The following is a 15,322-nucleotide window of genomic DNA, read 5'->3' as shown; positions in this document are numbered from 1 at the left end:
CTAGTGCCCCTCGGACTGTTTCATGATTTCGGCGGCCTTCTTCGAGGCGCCGGTGTCCCACCCGGGTGTCTGACCGGAGAGCAGGCTGCCGCTCACCGGGGATACATTCGCGATCGCCTGCGGAGCGACCGCTTCGATCACTTTGACATTCGTCATGATCTTCTGGTTCGCCTTGTCGAACGACTGCATGCTGTAGTCCGCGTTGCGAATGTGGTTGAAGGCGTTGTCGGAGAAGGTGTCTCCCCACGAACGGGCGGTGATCTGCTCGTCGGTGAGATGTGGATTGCCCGCCAGGTGGGTCCACATCTTCTTGAGCATGCCCTCGGCCTTCTCGTCCATCTCGTGGTAGCGCCCAGCCGCCAAACCGAGCGTTCTGGCGATCGAGTTGCCTGCTTGCACCAGTGCCCGGACGCCCCACGACCAGCGCTCGGTGAACTCCTCGAACGTCTTCTGCACGGTGTGCTTGCCTGCCTCCATCGTCGACAGGGTGAGCAGGGCGAAACCGCGGCCCATGTTGCCGGTTTCGCCGATGCCCATGTTCGACAGTTCGCCGATGGTGGACTGAATTCCTTTCGCGGCCTGCTGCAGCACCGCAGGATCTACCTTGACCTGCTGGGTCACGCTGCCCCCTCGATTCGTGTGTTACTCGGTTACTTCGGGTGGAAATGCCATCGGGCTCGACCCGACGATGTCTACGGCGATGCCGGTGGGTTGCTTGCACGATTCGGCATAGTCGAGCAGTCGCCAACCCGAGAGGGTGTGGTACCGGTACTCTCGGTCGGCCTCGATACCGTCTTCGGCCAGATAGCCTCGCGCCGTCATGTAGCGGGCGTATTCCTCGATGCCGGTGAACGCACACAGCCAATCGACACCACCCACGTGCGAAGTGGCGATGCGCTCGTCGTCGGTCACCGGCACGAACAGCGCTGCCTGCCGAAATGCGGCCTGCAGGGCTTCGGCCTGACCGAAACCGGCATAGAATGCGGCGATTTCACCGCGCAGAATTCCCCGGCCGTCGGCGTCGGACATCCCCCGAACCCTCCCCTGTGATTATGCATTGTCCGCTGAACGAGTTCAACAGAGTGTACGCACATCCCGCGACGAGTTGAAAAAGCTGCAAATTTGCTGGAGCGCCCCTACTTTCACCGGGGCGACCGACTTCAACTGCGCCGCAGGATGTGTCGAGGAGGGTAGCGGCAATTCGCGGGCGTCGGCTCATGCCAATAGAATTGGGGGCATCGAGTCGGCCCCGATGCGGTGACAGCTCAGGTCAGTTCGGCGGCCAATCTCTTCGCGTTCATGTGGGCGATCGCTTCGATGGAGATCATCGGGTTGACGCCGGAGGCGGTGGGGAAGCAGGAGGCGTCGGCGACGACGATGTTGGGGACGTCCCAGGTGGCGCCGTCGGGATCGGTGGCGGACAGCTGTGGGGAGCCGCCCATGCGGGCGGAGCCCATGATGTGCAGGGCGCCCATGGCGCAGCGTCCGGGCTGGTAGCCCGCGGCACGGCAGGCTGCGGCGAATTCGGCGTGCGAGCCGCGGCGCCCGGGCTCGTAGTCGACGCCGGCCTGATGGCCGGAGAAGATGCGGTGGGCGCCCGCTGCTTCGAGAATGCTTGCGGCGCCCTCGATGCCGGTGTGCAGGTGTGCCGCGTCGTAGGACGAGAGACGGTAGTTGACGATCGGTTCGCCGGATTTGTCGACGGTGACCGTGCCGGAGTCGCGGTCGCGGGTGATGATGCCGATCGGCGTGGTGCGGGCGAAATCGAGCAGGGTGCGACGGTGTGCGTCCGCCCCGCGCCAACCCATGAAGCCGAGGGCCAGACCGGGATGCACCGGCCCGGTTTCGTAGATGACGCCGTAGCCGTTGCCGTCGAGATTCGCGTGCTCACGGCAGATACGGCCTTGCAACGCGCCCTCCCAGCCCCGCAGTTCCTCCTCGAACACGCCGAACACCGCGGCGGCCGGATGCAGGCGCAGGTGGCGTCCGATGTTCTCGTTGCCCAACCCGGATCGGCGCAGCAGCGCGGGTGTCTGTACCGCGCCCGCGGCGACGACGACGGCGCGGGCCCGCACCTCGATCTGCGCCCCGGACTCGGTGAGCGCCGAAACACTCTCGGCGCGACCATGTGTCACGTGGATGCGGCGCACGTTCGCGTCGACGACCAGACGGGCACCGGCCGCGGCCGCGTCGGCGAGCCAGGTCTTGGTGACGGACTGTTTGGCGCCGACGCGGCAGCCGTAACCGCAGGAACCGCATTCTTTTCCGGCATCGCAGGCGTCGGTCACGTTGCGCGGCAGGGTTCCTACGTCCCAGCCGAGCGCCTGTGCGCCGCGTTCCAGTACGCCGTCGCGGGCCGAGAGCGGCGAACGGGTGTCGGTGACGGCCAGTCGCTCGCCCACCACCTTCAGCGCTTGCTCGAACTCGGTCTCGGCGAACTGCTTCGCGCCCAGTGCGGCCCATTCCGCACGGACGGAATCGGGAGTAGGCAATGAGGTGCTCCAGTTGACCACCGTGCCGCCACCCAGGCAGGTGCCTGCGACCAGGGTGATCTGGCCCTCCGCGGAACTCGCGCCGGGTGCGTAGAGCTGTTCCAGGGCGGAGAGTTCACCTGCGCCGAAATCCCGGTCGTCGTAATAGTTTCCGCGCTCCAACACGATCACGTCGAGGCCCGCTGCGGCCAGCACGGCCGCCGCGGTGCCGCCGCCTGCGCCCGATCCGACGATGACGACATCGCAGGTGAGCGTGGTGTTCTCGGTGTATCGCAGGGGCGTGAGCGCGGGTGCAGGGGCGGTGTCGAGCGGTCCGCTGGGTGCCGGGTAGCCGATTTCGCGCCACAGGGGGTTGGTCCCCGTCGGGCCGGGAGTCACGTTGTAGGCCAGCAGCGCTGCCTGTTTGAGCGCTTGGAAGATAGCCCGCACCGGACCCAACCGGGAATCACCGAGCCGCAGCAGGGCCTGTTCCCGTTCCTGTTGCGACAGTGTGGAAAACCGTCGCGGCCCCGCACCGAGAAGCAGGCCGGTCAGCCGGGAATCCCACCACCCCAACAGCATTGCCAGCTGCTTACGATCCGCCTCCCGCGGCGTGCGCCGCAACAGCCGAAATACGGTGTCCACCGCCCCCAGCTCGCTCGCCGACGGCAGCATCGAACCGTCGCCGGGAACAAACGTATCGCAAATCATCCGCAGCGCTGCCCGCTGCGCACCCGTCGGCTCCATCCCGATCTCCCCTTCTCACTGGCGGTCGAGTTAACCACGCCGCACGGTCATACCGCACAAATTGCTGCGAACATGCAGGTAGGAACTCTGCGGCAGCAGAATGATCATTTACTTCTCGGGGGAACGGGTCCGCTGAAAGGACCGGATCATGGTCTCGCGGGGACTTTGCTGAGACCCTGCGAAGGGACGGCACGGTTCGAGTGCCGCTTTCGGGAGGGGTGATCAGATGAAGGGGCAGTGGACAGCCTGGCATGAGGCCTGGAATCAGACTGTCAGCATTCAGTATTCGTTCGCGCCGGTGACCGCTGTCGTGCAGATGAGTCTGTCGTCCAGATTCGACTGGGACGAATGGGCGACGCCGATCGCGCGCGCCATCGCGGCATGGTTCCGGTACCGGACCGCGGACGGAGCCACGCACGAGCTACCGATCCATACGCCGACCTTCTATTCGCAGGACATCACCGAGGTCAGCGGGCTGCTGATTTCCGACAACTGCCACACCGACGTGGTGCTCAACTGGTTCATCTGGGCGTGATCCCAGCATATTTCGGAGGAGTCGAGATGGAACTTCCACTTCTGCAGGGCGCTGGAGACGTGCCCGAAGTAACCAGCGTCCGCACCGTCGCGCTCTACGAAGCCGGAACCGGTCGAATCGTGCACCAGCACGTCGCGGTCGTCTTCGCGGGCGGACGAGACATACCCGAAGCCGAAGCTATCGAGGCCGCCCGCGCCAGTGCCGCCGAAGCCGGTCATCAGCCGAAGGAACTGAAGGTCGCACTGAGCAACGACCCCCAACCCCTCCGCGGCCCCCATCGCATCGATCCCGGAACGGGCGCATTTGTTCGCGTCGCGGATCCGGAAGCCGGGCGCCGCGGCCCGTCGGTGTCCTGATCGGTCGAGGCGCGGAACGGTCTCCTGCGGAAGCTGCGTGGAGTGGACCCCGTCGGTCATGCGGTGGTTGCTTCGAGGTGCGGGCGGCGGGATAGTTGCTCAGGTCAGTATCTGAGCGAACTCTAGGATCGATATGGTGGCGCCGACTGCTGCGGACAAGTTCTCGTTCGGGTTGTGGACGGTGGGGTGGCGGGGGCGAGATTCGTTCGGGGAGGCGACGCGGCCGGAGCTGGATGCGGTGGAGGCGGTGCATCGGCTCGCGGAACTCGGTGTGTACGGTCTCAGTTTTCACGATGACGATGTGATCCCGTTCGACGCTGCGGCTGCCGAACGTACGCGCCGGGTCGAGGATCTGCGGAAGGCGTTGCGGGAGACCGGGCTCGTGGTGCCGATGGTGACCACGAACCTGTTCACTCATCCGGTGTTCAAGGACGGCGGATTCACCAGCAATGATCGCGCGGTGCGCCGGTTCGCGCTGCGCAAGGTGCTCCGAAATATCGAGCTGGCCGCCGAATTGGGGGCACGGACCTATGTGCTGTGGGGCGGTCGCGAAGGAGCGGAGTACGACAGCGCCAAGGATGTGCGTGCCGCACTGGACCGTTACCGCGAAAGCCTGGATGTGCTGACCGGATTCGTGCGTGAGCGCGGCTACGATCTGCGGTTCGCGATCGAGCCCAAACCGAACGAGCCGCGCGGCGACATTCTGTTGCCGACCGTCGGGCATGCGCTGGCGTTCATCGGTACGCTCGCGCATCCCGAGATGGTCGGCGTCAATCCCGAAGTGGGACATGAGCAGATGGCCGGATTGAACGTCGCGCACGGCGTCGCGCAGGCGCTGTGGCACGGCAAACTGTTCCACATCGACCTCAACGGCCAGCGCGGCATCAAATACGACCAGGACCTGGTTTTCGGGCACGGTGACCTGATGAATGCCTTCGCCCTGGTCGACCTGCTGGAGCACGGCGGCCCGGACAGCACACCCGCGTATACCGGGCCGCGCCATTTCGACTACAAGCCGTCACGGACCGAAGACCTGGCGGGCGTGTGGGATTCGGCCGCCGCGAATATGCGGACCTATCTGTTGTTGCGCGAGCGCGCCCGCTCCTTCCGTGCGGATCCCGAGGTGCACGAAGCTTTGGCGACCGCGGGCGTCGGTGAAGTGCGTACGCCGACACTGGCGGCGGGCGAAACCTACGCCGATTTGCTGGCCGATACCGAGTTGTCGACATTCGACGCCGATCGCGCGGGGGAGCGGGGGTACGGTTTCGTCCGGTTGAATCAGCTTGCGCTGGAACATCTCCTCGGCGCGCGGTGAGTTCAGGAACTGCGCGTGCGGCACGATGCGACGCAGCGGTTCAGCGCACCGTCTCGGCGTGGTCGAGGATGACCTGTTGCGCGACGGCCCAGGCCGGCGAGGCGGCGTCGGCGAATTCGCCGTGCCCGGTGCCCGGCAGCAGCCGCAGGTCGGCACTGTTGCCCGCGCGTCGGGCCGCGTTCACGTAGCGACGGCTCTGTTCCGGCGCCACGACGGTGTCGCCGTCGCCGTGCAGCGCGGTGATGCGCATGCCGGTCGGGAGATGGGCGATGGGGGAGGCGTATCGGTAGCGTTCGGGGACCTCGCTGGGCGAGCCGCCGAGGAGTTTCCGGACGAATCCGTCGCGCCCTTTGGTGACGGCGTATTCGGGATCGAGCACCGCGGACATGAGGGTGGCACTGCGGATGCGCAGCGCCTTCGGCTCCGGTGACCGCTGGAACCGGCCCGCCACCCACGCCGCCAAATGACCGCCCGCCGAGTGCCCCGCGACTTGAATCCGCTGTAGATCCAACGCATTTCCCGACTGCCGCTGCACGGTGGTGGCGAGCGCGAGGACCGCATCGGCGACGTCGGTGAGGGTGACCGGCCAGCCGCCCGCCCCGTTGACCCGCCGGTATTCGATGTTCCACACCGCCACCCCGTTCTCCGCCAAAGCCCTTGACTGGGCGTCGAATTGGGTGAGCGTGCGATTCTGCGACCAGCCGCCACCGTGGATCAACACCACGACCGGAAACGGGCCTTGCCCGGTGCGCGGTAGATAGAGCTCGCCGAAACAGTCCGGGGCGGTGTCGTAGGCGATGCGCAACGGCTTGTCCGGGGTGGCGGCCACGATGCCGGAGCTGACCATGGCCGGTGCGATGGGTTCCCGCGGCCCGTACGCGATCGCCAGGGTGACCAGCGCGACCAGGACGGCAACGCCCAGTCGGCGGAGTCGCCGCGATCCGATCAGCATGATGGCCGGCACCTCCTCTTCCCTGGCGCATCGCCGACACCCTACTGGCCGCCGGTGTCCGATATGGCAGCCAACGGACAGCAGGTGTCGACCGTCACTCCCCGGCGCGCACCGGCCGAGCACAGCGCATGATCGAAGGGCCGCCCGTCCGGGGCGGCGAGGACGAGGGTTCGACGAAAGCGAGGGAATGCATGGACCGGAAGATCCACCGGCTGCGTACCGTGTCGGTGGTGGCCGCCGCGGTCACGCTGGCCGGCGCGGTGGCGTACTGCGGTGCGGCGGCGGCCGAGCCGGTCGCACCGGCAGGCTGCGCGACGCCGGATTTGTGGACCGTGCCCACCCGACCGGCGGAATCTCTCACGATGATCGTCGCGTACAGCTTCGGATATCGGAGTCCGGCCGATCCGTCCAGCGGCGACCACGAGCCGGGGCCGGTGAACGAGGCGCTGGCCGACGCGGTCGTAGTCGCGCGCGGTGCGCGCGATATCCCGGTGTTCGCGCAGTCGGAGATCGCGGCGGTGCTGCGGTCCCGGTATGCGATGCACGATGTGATCAGCATCGACGGCGACGTGAATCCGGACGGTTCGCCGATCTATCTGTCCACCGAAGGCGTCGCCGCCAAGGTCGCCGCATTGCGCGCTGGCGCGCGCGACACCGATATCGCGGGTGTTGTCGCGTTCCGCGATCACCTGTGGCGCGCGACGCGAACCACGGCGGCCGCCGGTTTCGTAGCGGCGGCACCGGCCGGCGTCACGATGCCCGACCGATACGACCCGCTCTCGGCCCAGCCCTGGACAACCGGTCCCGAACGCTATCTGCCAGTCGACTACGCGGGCAGGGTGAAGTTCCTGATGTGCGGCTGACCGTGCCACCGCCAGGACTCGGGCGGTGGCACGGCGTCCGGCGCACTACGCGGAAAGTGGTTCGGCCGCAGGAGCTTCGGACATGCGCCGCAGTTCGGCGAGCGCGAGTTGCTTGCGAAATTCCCCCGCGTAGGTGGCATCACCGCCGTTGTGCATGATCTCGGTGAGTTGCACCGCGGCGGTCTGGACGTTCCAGATGTGGCGCAGGCAGGTGTCGGTGTAGGCGTCGAGCAGGCTCGAATCATTCTGGGTGACTTGGAGAATCGCGGCGCGCGCGAACACTTCGGCGTCGTGCAGCGCCAGGCTCATTCCTTTCGCGCTCATCGGTGAGACGAGATGTGCCGCGTCGCCGAGGAGATAGAGGTTGCCGTAACGCATGGGGCTGTACACGACGCTGCGCAGCGGTACCAGTTGGCGATCGGTGATCCGGCCGGGGCCGACCGGATAGCCGAAGCGGGCGCCCAGTTCGCGCCAGATCCGTTCGGCCGGCCACTCGTCGAGCGTGTCGGTGAGCGGGCATTGCAGGTAGAAGCGGCTCGCCTGCGGGCCGCGGGTGATCTGCCCGGCGAAACCGCGCGAATGCACCGCCATCACCGCGGGCGGATCCGCCGGGACGTCGGCGAGCACGGCCAGCCAGGCGTACCCGTGCTCGTGGGCGTAGCGGGTGAGGACGCCGTCCGGGATGGACGACCGGCTGACGCCCCGATCGCCGTCGCAGCCCGCGACCAGCGCGCAGCCGATGACCTGCGGGGTCCCAGCGGCATCCTGATAGCGGACCGTCGGCCGATCCTGCAGATCGGCCAAACCGATGTCTCGCGCTTCGAACCGAAGGTCGCCGCCGTCGCGCAGGAAGACCTTGATCAGATTCTGGACGAGGGCTTGCTGCGTGCAGAAGATGCCCTCGGTGTCGTCGCCGGTGGCGTTCCAGAGCCGTGTCTCGCCCTCGATCAGCAGCGGCATATAGGCGGTGTCGGCCGTCCTGGTCGAGAAACCGTCGACCACCTCGCCGAGACCCCACTCGCGAAGCATCCGTACACCGCGGCCGTCGAGCGCCCCGGCTCGTTGCCGCTGCTCGACCTGCTCCCGGCTCTCCTTCTCCAGGATGACGCAGCCGATACCGTTGCGCAGCAAGAAATTACCGAGCGTGAGCCCGGCTACACCGGCGCCGACGACGACTACGGCCGGGTGCTCAGCTGTTCTGCTCATGTTTCGAAACTCCTCTTGGGAAATAGCGCAGTAAGGGTGGCCGTTCGTGGGCCGACCACCACTCTGGTCCTGAGCGCACGTGCTGCCAACCGGTGAATGGACAGCGGATACGGCAAACTCGCCAAAGTCGTCGCGCGCTACGTTCCGTCGCGGAGATCGGCCTGGTAGCGGCCCGGTGTCTGGCCGACGACGGCGGTGAAGGCCTCGATGAAGCTCGTGGGATTGGACCAGCCGCACGCGATCGCGGTGTCGGTGACGGATCGACCGGCACCCAGCTCGACCAGCGCGTGATGGATGCGCAGGATGGTCCGCCAGCGGTGGAAACTCATCCCGAGCTCGTCGTGGAACAGGCGGGTGAGGGTGCGCCCGCTCGCTCCGACGGCGCGGCCCAGTTCCACCAGTGTCGTGGTCTGCGCGGGATCGGCCCGCAGCAGGCCGGTGACCGCGCGCAGCCGGTCGTCCCGGGGTTCGGGCAGATGCAGGGACTGTCCGGGTGCCTCGACGAGTTCGTCGATCACCACGGCGCGTAGCCGTTCGTGCGCGCCGGGACGGACTTCCGGCCGCATTGTCAGCGCCAGAATAGCCTCGCGCAGTAAGGGATTCACGGCGAACACCGCGGGCCACGGCACCAGGGCAGGACACAGCTCGGCGGGAACAACGACCAGCCGCGCGTCGGTCCCGCCGTAGAAGCGGTGCGAGTGCACGAATCCCGGTGGCGTCCACGTCACCCGGTTGGCGGGCGCGACCCAGGTGCCGCGCTCGGTCGTGGTGGCCAAGACCCCCGACGCCGCGTACACCAGTTGGCCGTCGGTATGCGAATGCGCATCCATGTGGAAGCCGTGCGCGAGCCAGCCCGCACCGTGCGGCGCCGGTTGCGGCAACGGCGCGGGAGACTCTGCGTTGTGGCGATTTTCCAGCATCGACCGCTATTTTATCGACACTTGGTCGCCCGATTCGGTCGGCCGACACCGGCCTCCGAGGTCGGCCGACGGTTCAGCGCAACGCGAGGTATTTGGTTTCGAGGTACTCCTCGATACCTTCGGTGCCCGCCTCGCGGCCCAGGCCGGATTGTTTCATGCCGCCGAAGGGGGCCGCGACGTCGGAGACGATGCCGCGATTGACGCCGACCATACCGGACTCGATCGCTTCGGCGACCCGGAGTGCTCGATCCAGATCCTTGGTGTAAAGGTAAGCGGCCAAGCCGAATTCGGTGTTGTTCGCGGCCTCGACCCCTGCGGTCTCGCCGTCGAAACCGGTGATCGCGGCGACCGGACCGAAGACCTCCTCGCGCAGGATGCGCGCGTCGGCGGGGACGTCGGCGAGGACCGTGGGCGCGTAGAAGTAGCCCTCGCCGGGCAGGCTGTGGCCGCCGGTGGTGACGACCGCTCCCTTCGTCACGGCGTCGAGTACCAAGTCGGACACCGTGTTTCGCTGTCGCTCGTTGATCAGCGGCCCCACCTGGACACCGTCGAGGTGACCGGGACCGATCTTCAGCGCGAGCATGCGGGCGGTGAGTTTCGCGGTGAATTCCGCGCGCACCGCGTTGTCGACGTGGAAGCGGTTGGCCGCGGTGCAGGCCTCGCCGATATTGCGCATCTTGGCGGCCATCGCGCCGTCCACCGCCTCGTCGAGGTCCGCATCGGCGAACACCACGAAGGGGGCGTTGCCGCCGAGCTCCATCGACGTGCGCAGCATCCGGTCGGCGGACCGGGCGAGCAGGAGCTTGCCCACGGCGGTGGAACCGGTGAAGGTGACCTTGCGCAGGCGCGGGTCGGTGAGCAGGGGGCCGGTCAGTTCGGCCGCGCGCGAGGTCGGCAGGATCGACAGCACGCCGGGCGGCAGGCCGGCTTCGGCGAACATCCGGCCGAGCAGCAGCATGGTGAGCGGCGTTTCGGGGGCGGGCTTGACCACCATGGTGCAGCCGGCGGCGAGCGCGGGTGCGATCTTGCGGGTGCCCATCGCGAGTGGAAAGTTCCACGGCGTGATCGCCAGCGTGGGGCCGACGGGCTGTTTGGTCACCAGGATCCGGCCGTTGCCCGAGGGTGAATGGGTGTAGCGGCCGTGCACGCGCACCGCTTCCTCGGCGAACCAGCGCAGGAACTCGGCGCCGTAGGTGACCTCACCGTGGCTCTCCGCCAACGGTTTTCCCATCTCCGCGGTCATCAGCAAGGCGAAGTCGTCGCGCCGCTCCAGCACCAGTTCCCAGGCCCGATACAGGATTTCGGCGCGTTCGCGGGACGGCCGCGCCGCCCAGTCGCGCTGCGCCGCCGCCGCGGCGTCGAGTGCGGCCGCGCCGTCCGCGACCGTGGCGTCGGCCACCTCGGCGAGCACCGCACCGGTGGCCGGATCATGGACCGGGAAGGTGGCGGCGTCACCGGCCGCCACCTGCCGTCCGGCGAGCCACAGCCCGGTCGGCACCTCGTCGAGCAGGGCGGTTCGGTCACGCATCGTTGTTTCTCCTCGCGGTCGAAGCGGAGTGAACACGTAACACCTCGGCGAGCACCTCGATGCCGTCGGCGAGCAGCTCGTCCTCGATGATCAGCGGCGGCAGCAGTCGGATGACGTTGCCGTAGGTGCCGCAGGCGAGCAGTAACACGCCACGCGAAAGCGCCTGGGCGACAATTTTTTTGGTCAGCACCGGGTCCGGCTCCGGACCACCCGGACGGACGATCTCGAGGGCGAGCATCGCACCCCGTCCGCGCACCTCGCCGATCACGTCGACCTCTGCGGCCAGCGCGCGCAACCGCGGCAGCACCGCGGCCTCGATGGCTCGGGCACGGGCGGGCAGGTCGAGCTCGCGCATGGTCGCCATGGTGGCCAGCGCCGCCGCGCAGGCCACCGGATTCCCGCCGTAGGTTCCGCCGAGTCCACCGGGATGCACGGCATCGAGCAGCTCGGCCCGCCCGGTGACGGCCGCGAGCGGCATACCGCCCGCGATACCTTTTGCCATGGTGACGATGTCGGGCACGACGCCTTCGTGCTCGCTGGCGAACCAGGCGCCGGTGCGGGCGAAGCCCGTCTGCACCTCGTCCGCGATGAACACGATGCCGTTGCGTGCCGCCCAATCCGACAGGGCCGCAAGAAAACCGGGGGCGGGCACGATGAAACCGCCCTCGCCCTGGATCGGTTCGATGATGAGCGCGGCCACCGCGTCGGCACCGAGCTGTACCTCGATGCGCGAGATCGCGCGCCGCGCGGCCTCGGCGCCCGACAGGCCGCCGTCGCGATAGGGATACGACATCGGCATCCGGTAGATCTCCGGCGCGAACGGACCGAAATTCGCCTTGTAGGGTTGGTTCTTCGCGGTCAGCGCCATCGTGAGGTTGGTCCGGCCGTGGTAGGCGTGATCGAAGGCGACGACCGCGCTGCGCCCGGTGGCCAAGCGCGCCACCTTGATCGCGTTCTCGACGGCCTCCGCGCCGGAGTTGAACAGCACGGAGCGCTTCTCGTGCCGTCCGGGTGTCAGTGCGGCGAGTTCCTCGGCGACCTGTACGTAACCCTCGTAGGGCGTGACCATGAAACAGGTGTGGGTGAACCGTGCGGCTTGGTCGGCGATCGCGGCGGTGACGGCGGGGTGGGCGGCACCGACGCTGGTGACCGCGATCCCGGACCCGAGGTCTATCAACGAGTTTCCGTCGACGTCGACGATGATGCCGCCATCGGCGTCGGCCGCGTAGACCGGCACCGAGGACCCCACTCCGGCGGCCACCACGGCCGAGCGGCGGGCGGCGAGCGCCGTCGATCGCGGACCCGGCAGGACCGTGACGAGATTGCGCTGCTGCGCGAGACGGTGGGCGATATCGAGCATCGAAGACTCCCTAACGGGTCGAGTAGTTCGGGGCGTGTCGAAAGAGTTCGGCCCCGTGCGGTACCGGTGGTGCTAGCGCAACTCGGCCGGAACCAAGGCGGGGACAACAGGTTCGGCGGGCACCGTTTCCGTGCGGGTGGAGACGCCGTCTCGGAAGAAGCCGGGATTCCACCAGCGCGCGACCAGCATCAGGACCGCGCCGAGGCACAGCATGCCGAAGCCCATGAAGAACACCAGCCCGATGCCGCCGATCGACGCGCCGCTGCCGTTGTCGGGGTTCATGCTTTCCCGGACCGATACCGCGAAGACCGCGAGCAGCATCAGCCCGCCGAGCAACGGGAACGCGAACTTGAACACGATATTGCGTGCGCTGCTGAACAATTCGGCGCGGAAGTGCCACACGCAGGCGAACGCCGTGATGCCGTAGTACCAGCAGATCATGATGCCCAGCGCGGCAACGGTATCCATCAGCGTGTGCTCGGAAAGCAGTGTTACCAGGGTGTAGAAGATCCCGGTGACGACACCCGCGACCATGGTGCTGAACGCGGGTACCCGGGACCGTGGGCTCACGGCGGCGAACTTCTTCGGGAACGCCCCGTAGGCGCCCATCGCCAGCATCGTGCGGGCGGCGGGCAGGAACGTCGTCTGCAGGCTGGCCACCGAGGAGGCGAGCACCGCGAGCAGGAGCAGCGGGCCGGCCCAGCCGAGCACCGGATCGGCCAGCGCGCCGAAGACGTTGTTCGCGTTCGCCGCGTTGCCCAGGCCGAGCCCGTTCTCGCCGACCCCGGCGTACATCATCACCGCCACCGCGACCAGCAGGTACGTCAGCAGAATCGACAGCACGCACAGCAGACCCGCGCGGCCCGGCACCTTGTCCGGATTCTTGGATTCCTCGCCGAGGGTCAGGCAGGTGTCCCAGCCCCAGAACGCGAAGATGGATCCGGTGACGCCGATCGCGAACGCGCTCAACGTGATTCCGGCGAAGGGATTGAGCCAGTCGAGGGCGAAGGACAAGCCGCCGGGTGCATCGCCGGTACCGACCCGGACCAGCGCGATGACCGCGAAAGCGAGCAGCACGACCATCTGGAACCCGACGAGTACGTATTGCACCCGTTCGCTGGTGGTGACGCCGCGCCCGGCGACCACCGTGGCGATCGCGATGAACAGCAACGTGGTCGCGATAGCGACGGCCTTGTTGCCCGCCAGTTCGGCGAGGGCGGCGTTGCCGGATATCCGCGCGAGGAACAGATAGAGGAATTCGACGCCGATCGAGGCCAGATTGGACAGCACGATGATCGTCGCCATCACCATGCCCCAGCCGCACATCCAGCCCACGTACGGCCCGAAGGCCTTGGTGGACCAGGTGAACGAGGCCCCGCAGTCGGGCATGCGCGAGTTCAGCTCGCGATAGGCGTAGGCGGTGAGGAACATCGGGACGAAGCCCGCGATCAGGATGGCGGGCAGTTTCAAACCCACGGCGGCCACGATCAGGCCGAGGCTCGCGGTCAGGGTGTAGCCGGGCGCGACGGTCGAAACCCCCAGGACCGCACCGGCGAACGCGCCGACCTGCCCCGAGGCGAGTCCTTTGTCGACCAACTCCGGACCCGGGGCGTTGGTTGTGCTCATCTACCTGCCGCCTAGTCGTGTGCGCTCATCACGTGCTTGACGCGCGTGTATTCCTCGACGCTGTAGGCGGACAGGTCCTTGCCGTAGCCGGAGTACTTGAAGCCGCCGTGCGGCATCTCGGCCACCAGCGGGATGTGACAGTTCACCCAGACCGCGCCGAAATCCAGTGCGCGGGTGCAGCGTTCGACTGTGGCGTGATCTTTGGTCCAGACGCTGGCGGCCAAGCCGTAGCGGACGCCGTTGGCGTATTCGATGGCCTGCGCTTCGTCGCGGAACGGTTGCACGGTCAGCACCGGGCCGAAGGTCTCGTCCTGGACGATGTCGTCGTGCTGGCGCACCTGCGTGATGATCGTCGGCTCGACGAAAAAGCCCTTCTCGCCCAGTCGATGTCCGCCGGTGACCACCTTGACGTGTGCGGGCAGCGCGGCGAGTTTGCCGAGTACCGCGGCGAAGTGGCGGGCGTTGTTGAGCGGACCATAGAACGTGTCCGGATCCTCGGGTAGGCCGGGTTTCAGCGTTTCCGCTTTCCGGACCAACGCGTCGACGAGTTGATCATGGATCGACTCGTGCACGAGCACGCGCGTCGCCGCGGTACAGTCCTGGCCCGCGTTGAAGAACGCGGCCTCGGCGATACCGGTTGCGGCCCTGTCGATATCGACGTCGCCGAAGACCACGGCGGGTGCCTTGCCGCCGAGTTCGAGGTGCGCGCGCTTGAGCTGCTGTGCGGCCGACCCGGCCACCGCGATACCCGCGCGCACCGAGCCGGTGATCGACACCAACCCGGGAGTCGGATGACCCACCAGTTCGGTGCCGGTGCTCGCATCGCCGAGCACGACGTTGAAAACCCCGTCCGGCAGAATGCCTTTCGTCAGACGCGCCAGCACCAGCGTGCTCTCCGGCGTGGTGTCACTGGGCTTGAGCACGATCGTGTTGCCCGCGGCCAGCGCGGGGCCGATCTTCCAGATCGCCATCATGAACGGGTAGTTCCAGGGCGTCACCTGCCCGACCACGCCGATCGGCTCACGCCGTACGTAGGAGGTGAAGCCCGCCATGTACTCACCGGCGGAGCGGCCCTCCAGCATTCGGGCCGCGCCCGCGAAGAACCGGATCTGATCGGCACTGACCGCGACCTCCTCGGCGGCGATCACCGCTTTCGGCTGACCGGTGTTGCGGCATTGCGCCTCGACCAGTTCGTCGGAGTGCGCCTCGATGGCGTCGGCCAGCTGCAACAGCGCGGACTGGCGCGCGCTCGGCGTTGTCTTCCCCCAGGATTCGAAGGCCCTGGCGGCCGCGGCCATGGCGGCATCGACGTCGGCGCGGTTCGAGATCGGCGCCCGGCCCACCACCGTTTCGTCCACCGGATTCACCAGATCGAGTGTCGCGGCGGCGCCGGAAGCCACGAATTCGCCGTCGATAAAGTTCTCGAGTACCGGCAATGACATT

Annotated in this window: 14 protein-coding genes; 4 read left to right on the top strand and 10 right to left on the bottom strand. The window is 67.4% G+C overall.

Annotation, left to right across the window (positions count from 1 at the left end):
* The 3 genes from NVU01S_RS03740 to NVU01S_RS03730 all read right to left on the bottom strand — a co-directional run bounded on the left by NVU01S_RS03740 (position 1) and on the right by NVU01S_RS03730 (position 3,218).
* Positions 1-621 carry a type VII secretion target gene (locus tag NVU01S_RS03740; RefSeq protein ID WP_043664889.1) on the bottom strand — a complete coding sequence of 207 codons (621 nt, stop codon included), beginning with the start codon at positions 619-621 and terminating at the stop codon, positions 1-3.
* Between the two features lie 21 nt (positions 622-642).
* Entirely contained in the window at positions 643-1,029 is a 387-nt protein-coding gene (locus tag NVU01S_RS03735; protein ID WP_043664886.1) for a hypothetical protein, read from the bottom strand.
* Positions 1,030-1,265: 236 nt separating this feature from the next.
* Positions 1,266-3,218 carry a GMC family oxidoreductase N-terminal domain-containing protein gene (locus tag NVU01S_RS03730; protein WP_043664884.1) on the bottom strand — a complete coding sequence of 651 codons (1,953 nt, stop codon included), beginning with the start codon at positions 3,216-3,218 and terminating at the stop codon, positions 1,266-1,268.
* A gap of 298 nt (positions 3,219-3,516) precedes the next feature.
* On the opposite strand from NVU01S_RS03730, the gene NVU01S_RS03725 reads away from it, so the two are divergent.
* The 3 genes from NVU01S_RS03725 to xylA all read left to right on the top strand — a co-directional run bounded on the left by NVU01S_RS03725 (position 3,517) and on the right by xylA (position 5,424).
* The gene (locus NVU01S_RS03725; RefSeq protein WP_156161423.1) at positions 3,517-3,753 is read left to right on the top strand and encodes a hypothetical protein; all 237 of its coding nucleotides are present in this window, start codon (positions 3,517-3,519) and stop codon (positions 3,751-3,753) included.
* 26 nt (positions 3,754-3,779) lie between these two features.
* Positions 3,780-4,109: a hypothetical protein gene (locus NVU01S_RS03720; RefSeq protein ID WP_043664878.1), complete on the top strand. Its 330-nt coding sequence runs from the start codon at positions 3,780-3,782 to the stop codon at positions 4,107-4,109.
* 133 nt (positions 4,110-4,242) lie between these two features.
* Positions 4,243-5,424: a xylose isomerase gene (gene xylA, locus NVU01S_RS03715; RefSeq protein WP_043664875.1), complete on the top strand. Its 1,182-nt coding sequence runs from the start codon at positions 4,243-4,245 to the stop codon at positions 5,422-5,424.
* Positions 5,425-5,464: 40 nt separating this feature from the next.
* Here xylA and NVU01S_RS03710 read toward each other — a convergent pair whose 3' ends face one another.
* Entirely contained in the window at positions 5,465-6,376 is a 912-nt protein-coding gene (locus NVU01S_RS03710; RefSeq protein WP_043665143.1) for an alpha/beta hydrolase family protein, read from the bottom strand.
* Positions 6,377-6,567: 191 nt separating this feature from the next.
* Here NVU01S_RS03710 and NVU01S_RS03705 point away from each other — a divergent pair, with 191 nt between their 5' ends.
* A complete protein-coding gene (locus NVU01S_RS03705) occupies positions 6,568-7,239 on the top strand; it encodes a hypothetical protein (protein ID WP_052280198.1) in 672 nt (223 codons plus the stop codon).
* A gap of 45 nt (positions 7,240-7,284) precedes the next feature.
* On the opposite strand, the gene NVU01S_RS03700 is transcribed toward NVU01S_RS03705, so the two are convergent.
* The 6 genes from NVU01S_RS03700 to NVU01S_RS03675 all read right to left on the bottom strand — a co-directional run bounded on the left by NVU01S_RS03700 (position 7,285) and on the right by NVU01S_RS03675 (position 15,321).
* On the bottom strand, positions 7,285-8,445 hold the full coding sequence (locus NVU01S_RS03700; RefSeq protein ID WP_043664872.1) for a 4-hydroxybenzoate 3-monooxygenase: 1,161 nt from the start codon (positions 8,443-8,445) through the stop codon (positions 7,285-7,287).
* Positions 8,446-8,582: 137 nt separating this feature from the next.
* Positions 8,583-9,365: an AraC family transcriptional regulator gene (locus NVU01S_RS03695; RefSeq protein ID WP_043664870.1), complete on the bottom strand. Its 783-nt coding sequence runs from the start codon at positions 9,363-9,365 to the stop codon at positions 8,583-8,585.
* Between the two features lie 73 nt (positions 9,366-9,438).
* Positions 9,439-10,893 (bottom strand): NAD-dependent succinate-semialdehyde dehydrogenase, encoded by a 1,455-nt coding sequence (locus NVU01S_RS03690; protein WP_043664867.1) that lies wholly within the window; start codon positions 10,891-10,893, stop codon positions 9,439-9,441.
* Positions 10,886-12,253: a 4-aminobutyrate--2-oxoglutarate transaminase gene (gene gabT, locus NVU01S_RS03685; RefSeq protein ID WP_043664864.1), complete on the bottom strand. Its 1,368-nt coding sequence runs from the start codon at positions 12,251-12,253 to the stop codon at positions 10,886-10,888. Before gabT ends, NVU01S_RS03690 begins: the two co-directional genes overlap by 8 nt.
* A gap of 72 nt (positions 12,254-12,325) precedes the next feature.
* A complete protein-coding gene (locus tag NVU01S_RS03680) occupies positions 12,326-13,879 on the bottom strand; it encodes an APC family permease (RefSeq protein ID WP_043664862.1) in 1,554 nt (517 codons plus the stop codon).
* 11 nt (positions 13,880-13,890) lie between these two features.
* Positions 13,891-15,321, bottom strand: coding sequence for a gamma-aminobutyraldehyde dehydrogenase (locus tag NVU01S_RS03675; RefSeq protein WP_043664859.1), 1,431 nt, complete (start codon positions 15,319-15,321; stop codon positions 13,891-13,893).
* Position 15,322 lies beyond the last annotated feature (1 nt).

The organism is Nocardia vulneris (genome assembly GCF_001613425.1).
In the GTDB taxonomy this organism is placed as follows: domain Bacteria; phylum Actinomycetota; class Actinomycetes; order Mycobacteriales; family Mycobacteriaceae; genus Nocardia; species Nocardia vulneris.
Note: the sequence above shows the minus strand (reverse complement) of the source record. Positions and strands in the feature narration are given on the sequence as shown.

Coding starts and splice junctions, on each gene's coding strand:
- NVU01S_RS03735 (WP_043664886.1), bottom strand. CDS start 1,029: ATGTCCGACGCCGACGGCCGGGGAATTCTGCGCGGTGAAATCGCCGCA.
- NVU01S_RS03730 (WP_043664884.1), bottom strand. CDS start 3,218: ATGGAGCCGACGGGTGCGCAGCGGGCAGCGCTGCGGATGATTTGCGAT.
- NVU01S_RS03720 (WP_043664878.1), top strand. CDS start 3,780: ATGGAACTTCCACTTCTGCAGGGCGCTGGAGACGTGCCCGAAGTAACC.
- xylA (WP_043664875.1), top strand. CDS start 4,243: ATGGTGGCGCCGACTGCTGCGGACAAGTTCTCGTTCGGGTTGTGGACG.
- NVU01S_RS03710 (WP_043665143.1), bottom strand. CDS start 6,376: ATGCTGATCGGATCGCGGCGACTCCGCCGACTGGGCGTTGCCGTCCTG.
- NVU01S_RS03705 (WP_052280198.1), top strand. CDS start 6,568: ATGGACCGGAAGATCCACCGGCTGCGTACCGTGTCGGTGGTGGCCGCC.
- NVU01S_RS03700 (WP_043664872.1), bottom strand. CDS start 8,445: ATGAGCAGAACAGCTGAGCACCCGGCCGTAGTCGTCGTCGGCGCCGGT.
- NVU01S_RS03695 (WP_043664870.1), bottom strand. CDS start 9,365: ATGCTGGAAAATCGCCACAACGCAGAGTCTCCCGCGCCGTTGCCGCAA.
- NVU01S_RS03690 (WP_043664867.1), bottom strand. CDS start 10,893: ATGCGTGACCGAACCGCCCTGCTCGACGAGGTGCCGACCGGGCTGTGG.
- gabT (WP_043664864.1), bottom strand. CDS start 12,253: ATGCTCGATATCGCCCACCGTCTCGCGCAGCAGCGCAATCTCGTCACG.
- NVU01S_RS03680 (WP_043664862.1), bottom strand. CDS start 13,879: ATGAGCACAACCAACGCCCCGGGTCCGGAGTTGGTCGACAAAGGACTC.
- NVU01S_RS03675 (WP_043664859.1), bottom strand. CDS start 15,321: ATGTCATTGCCGGTACTCGAGAACTTTATCGACGGCGAATTCGTGGCT.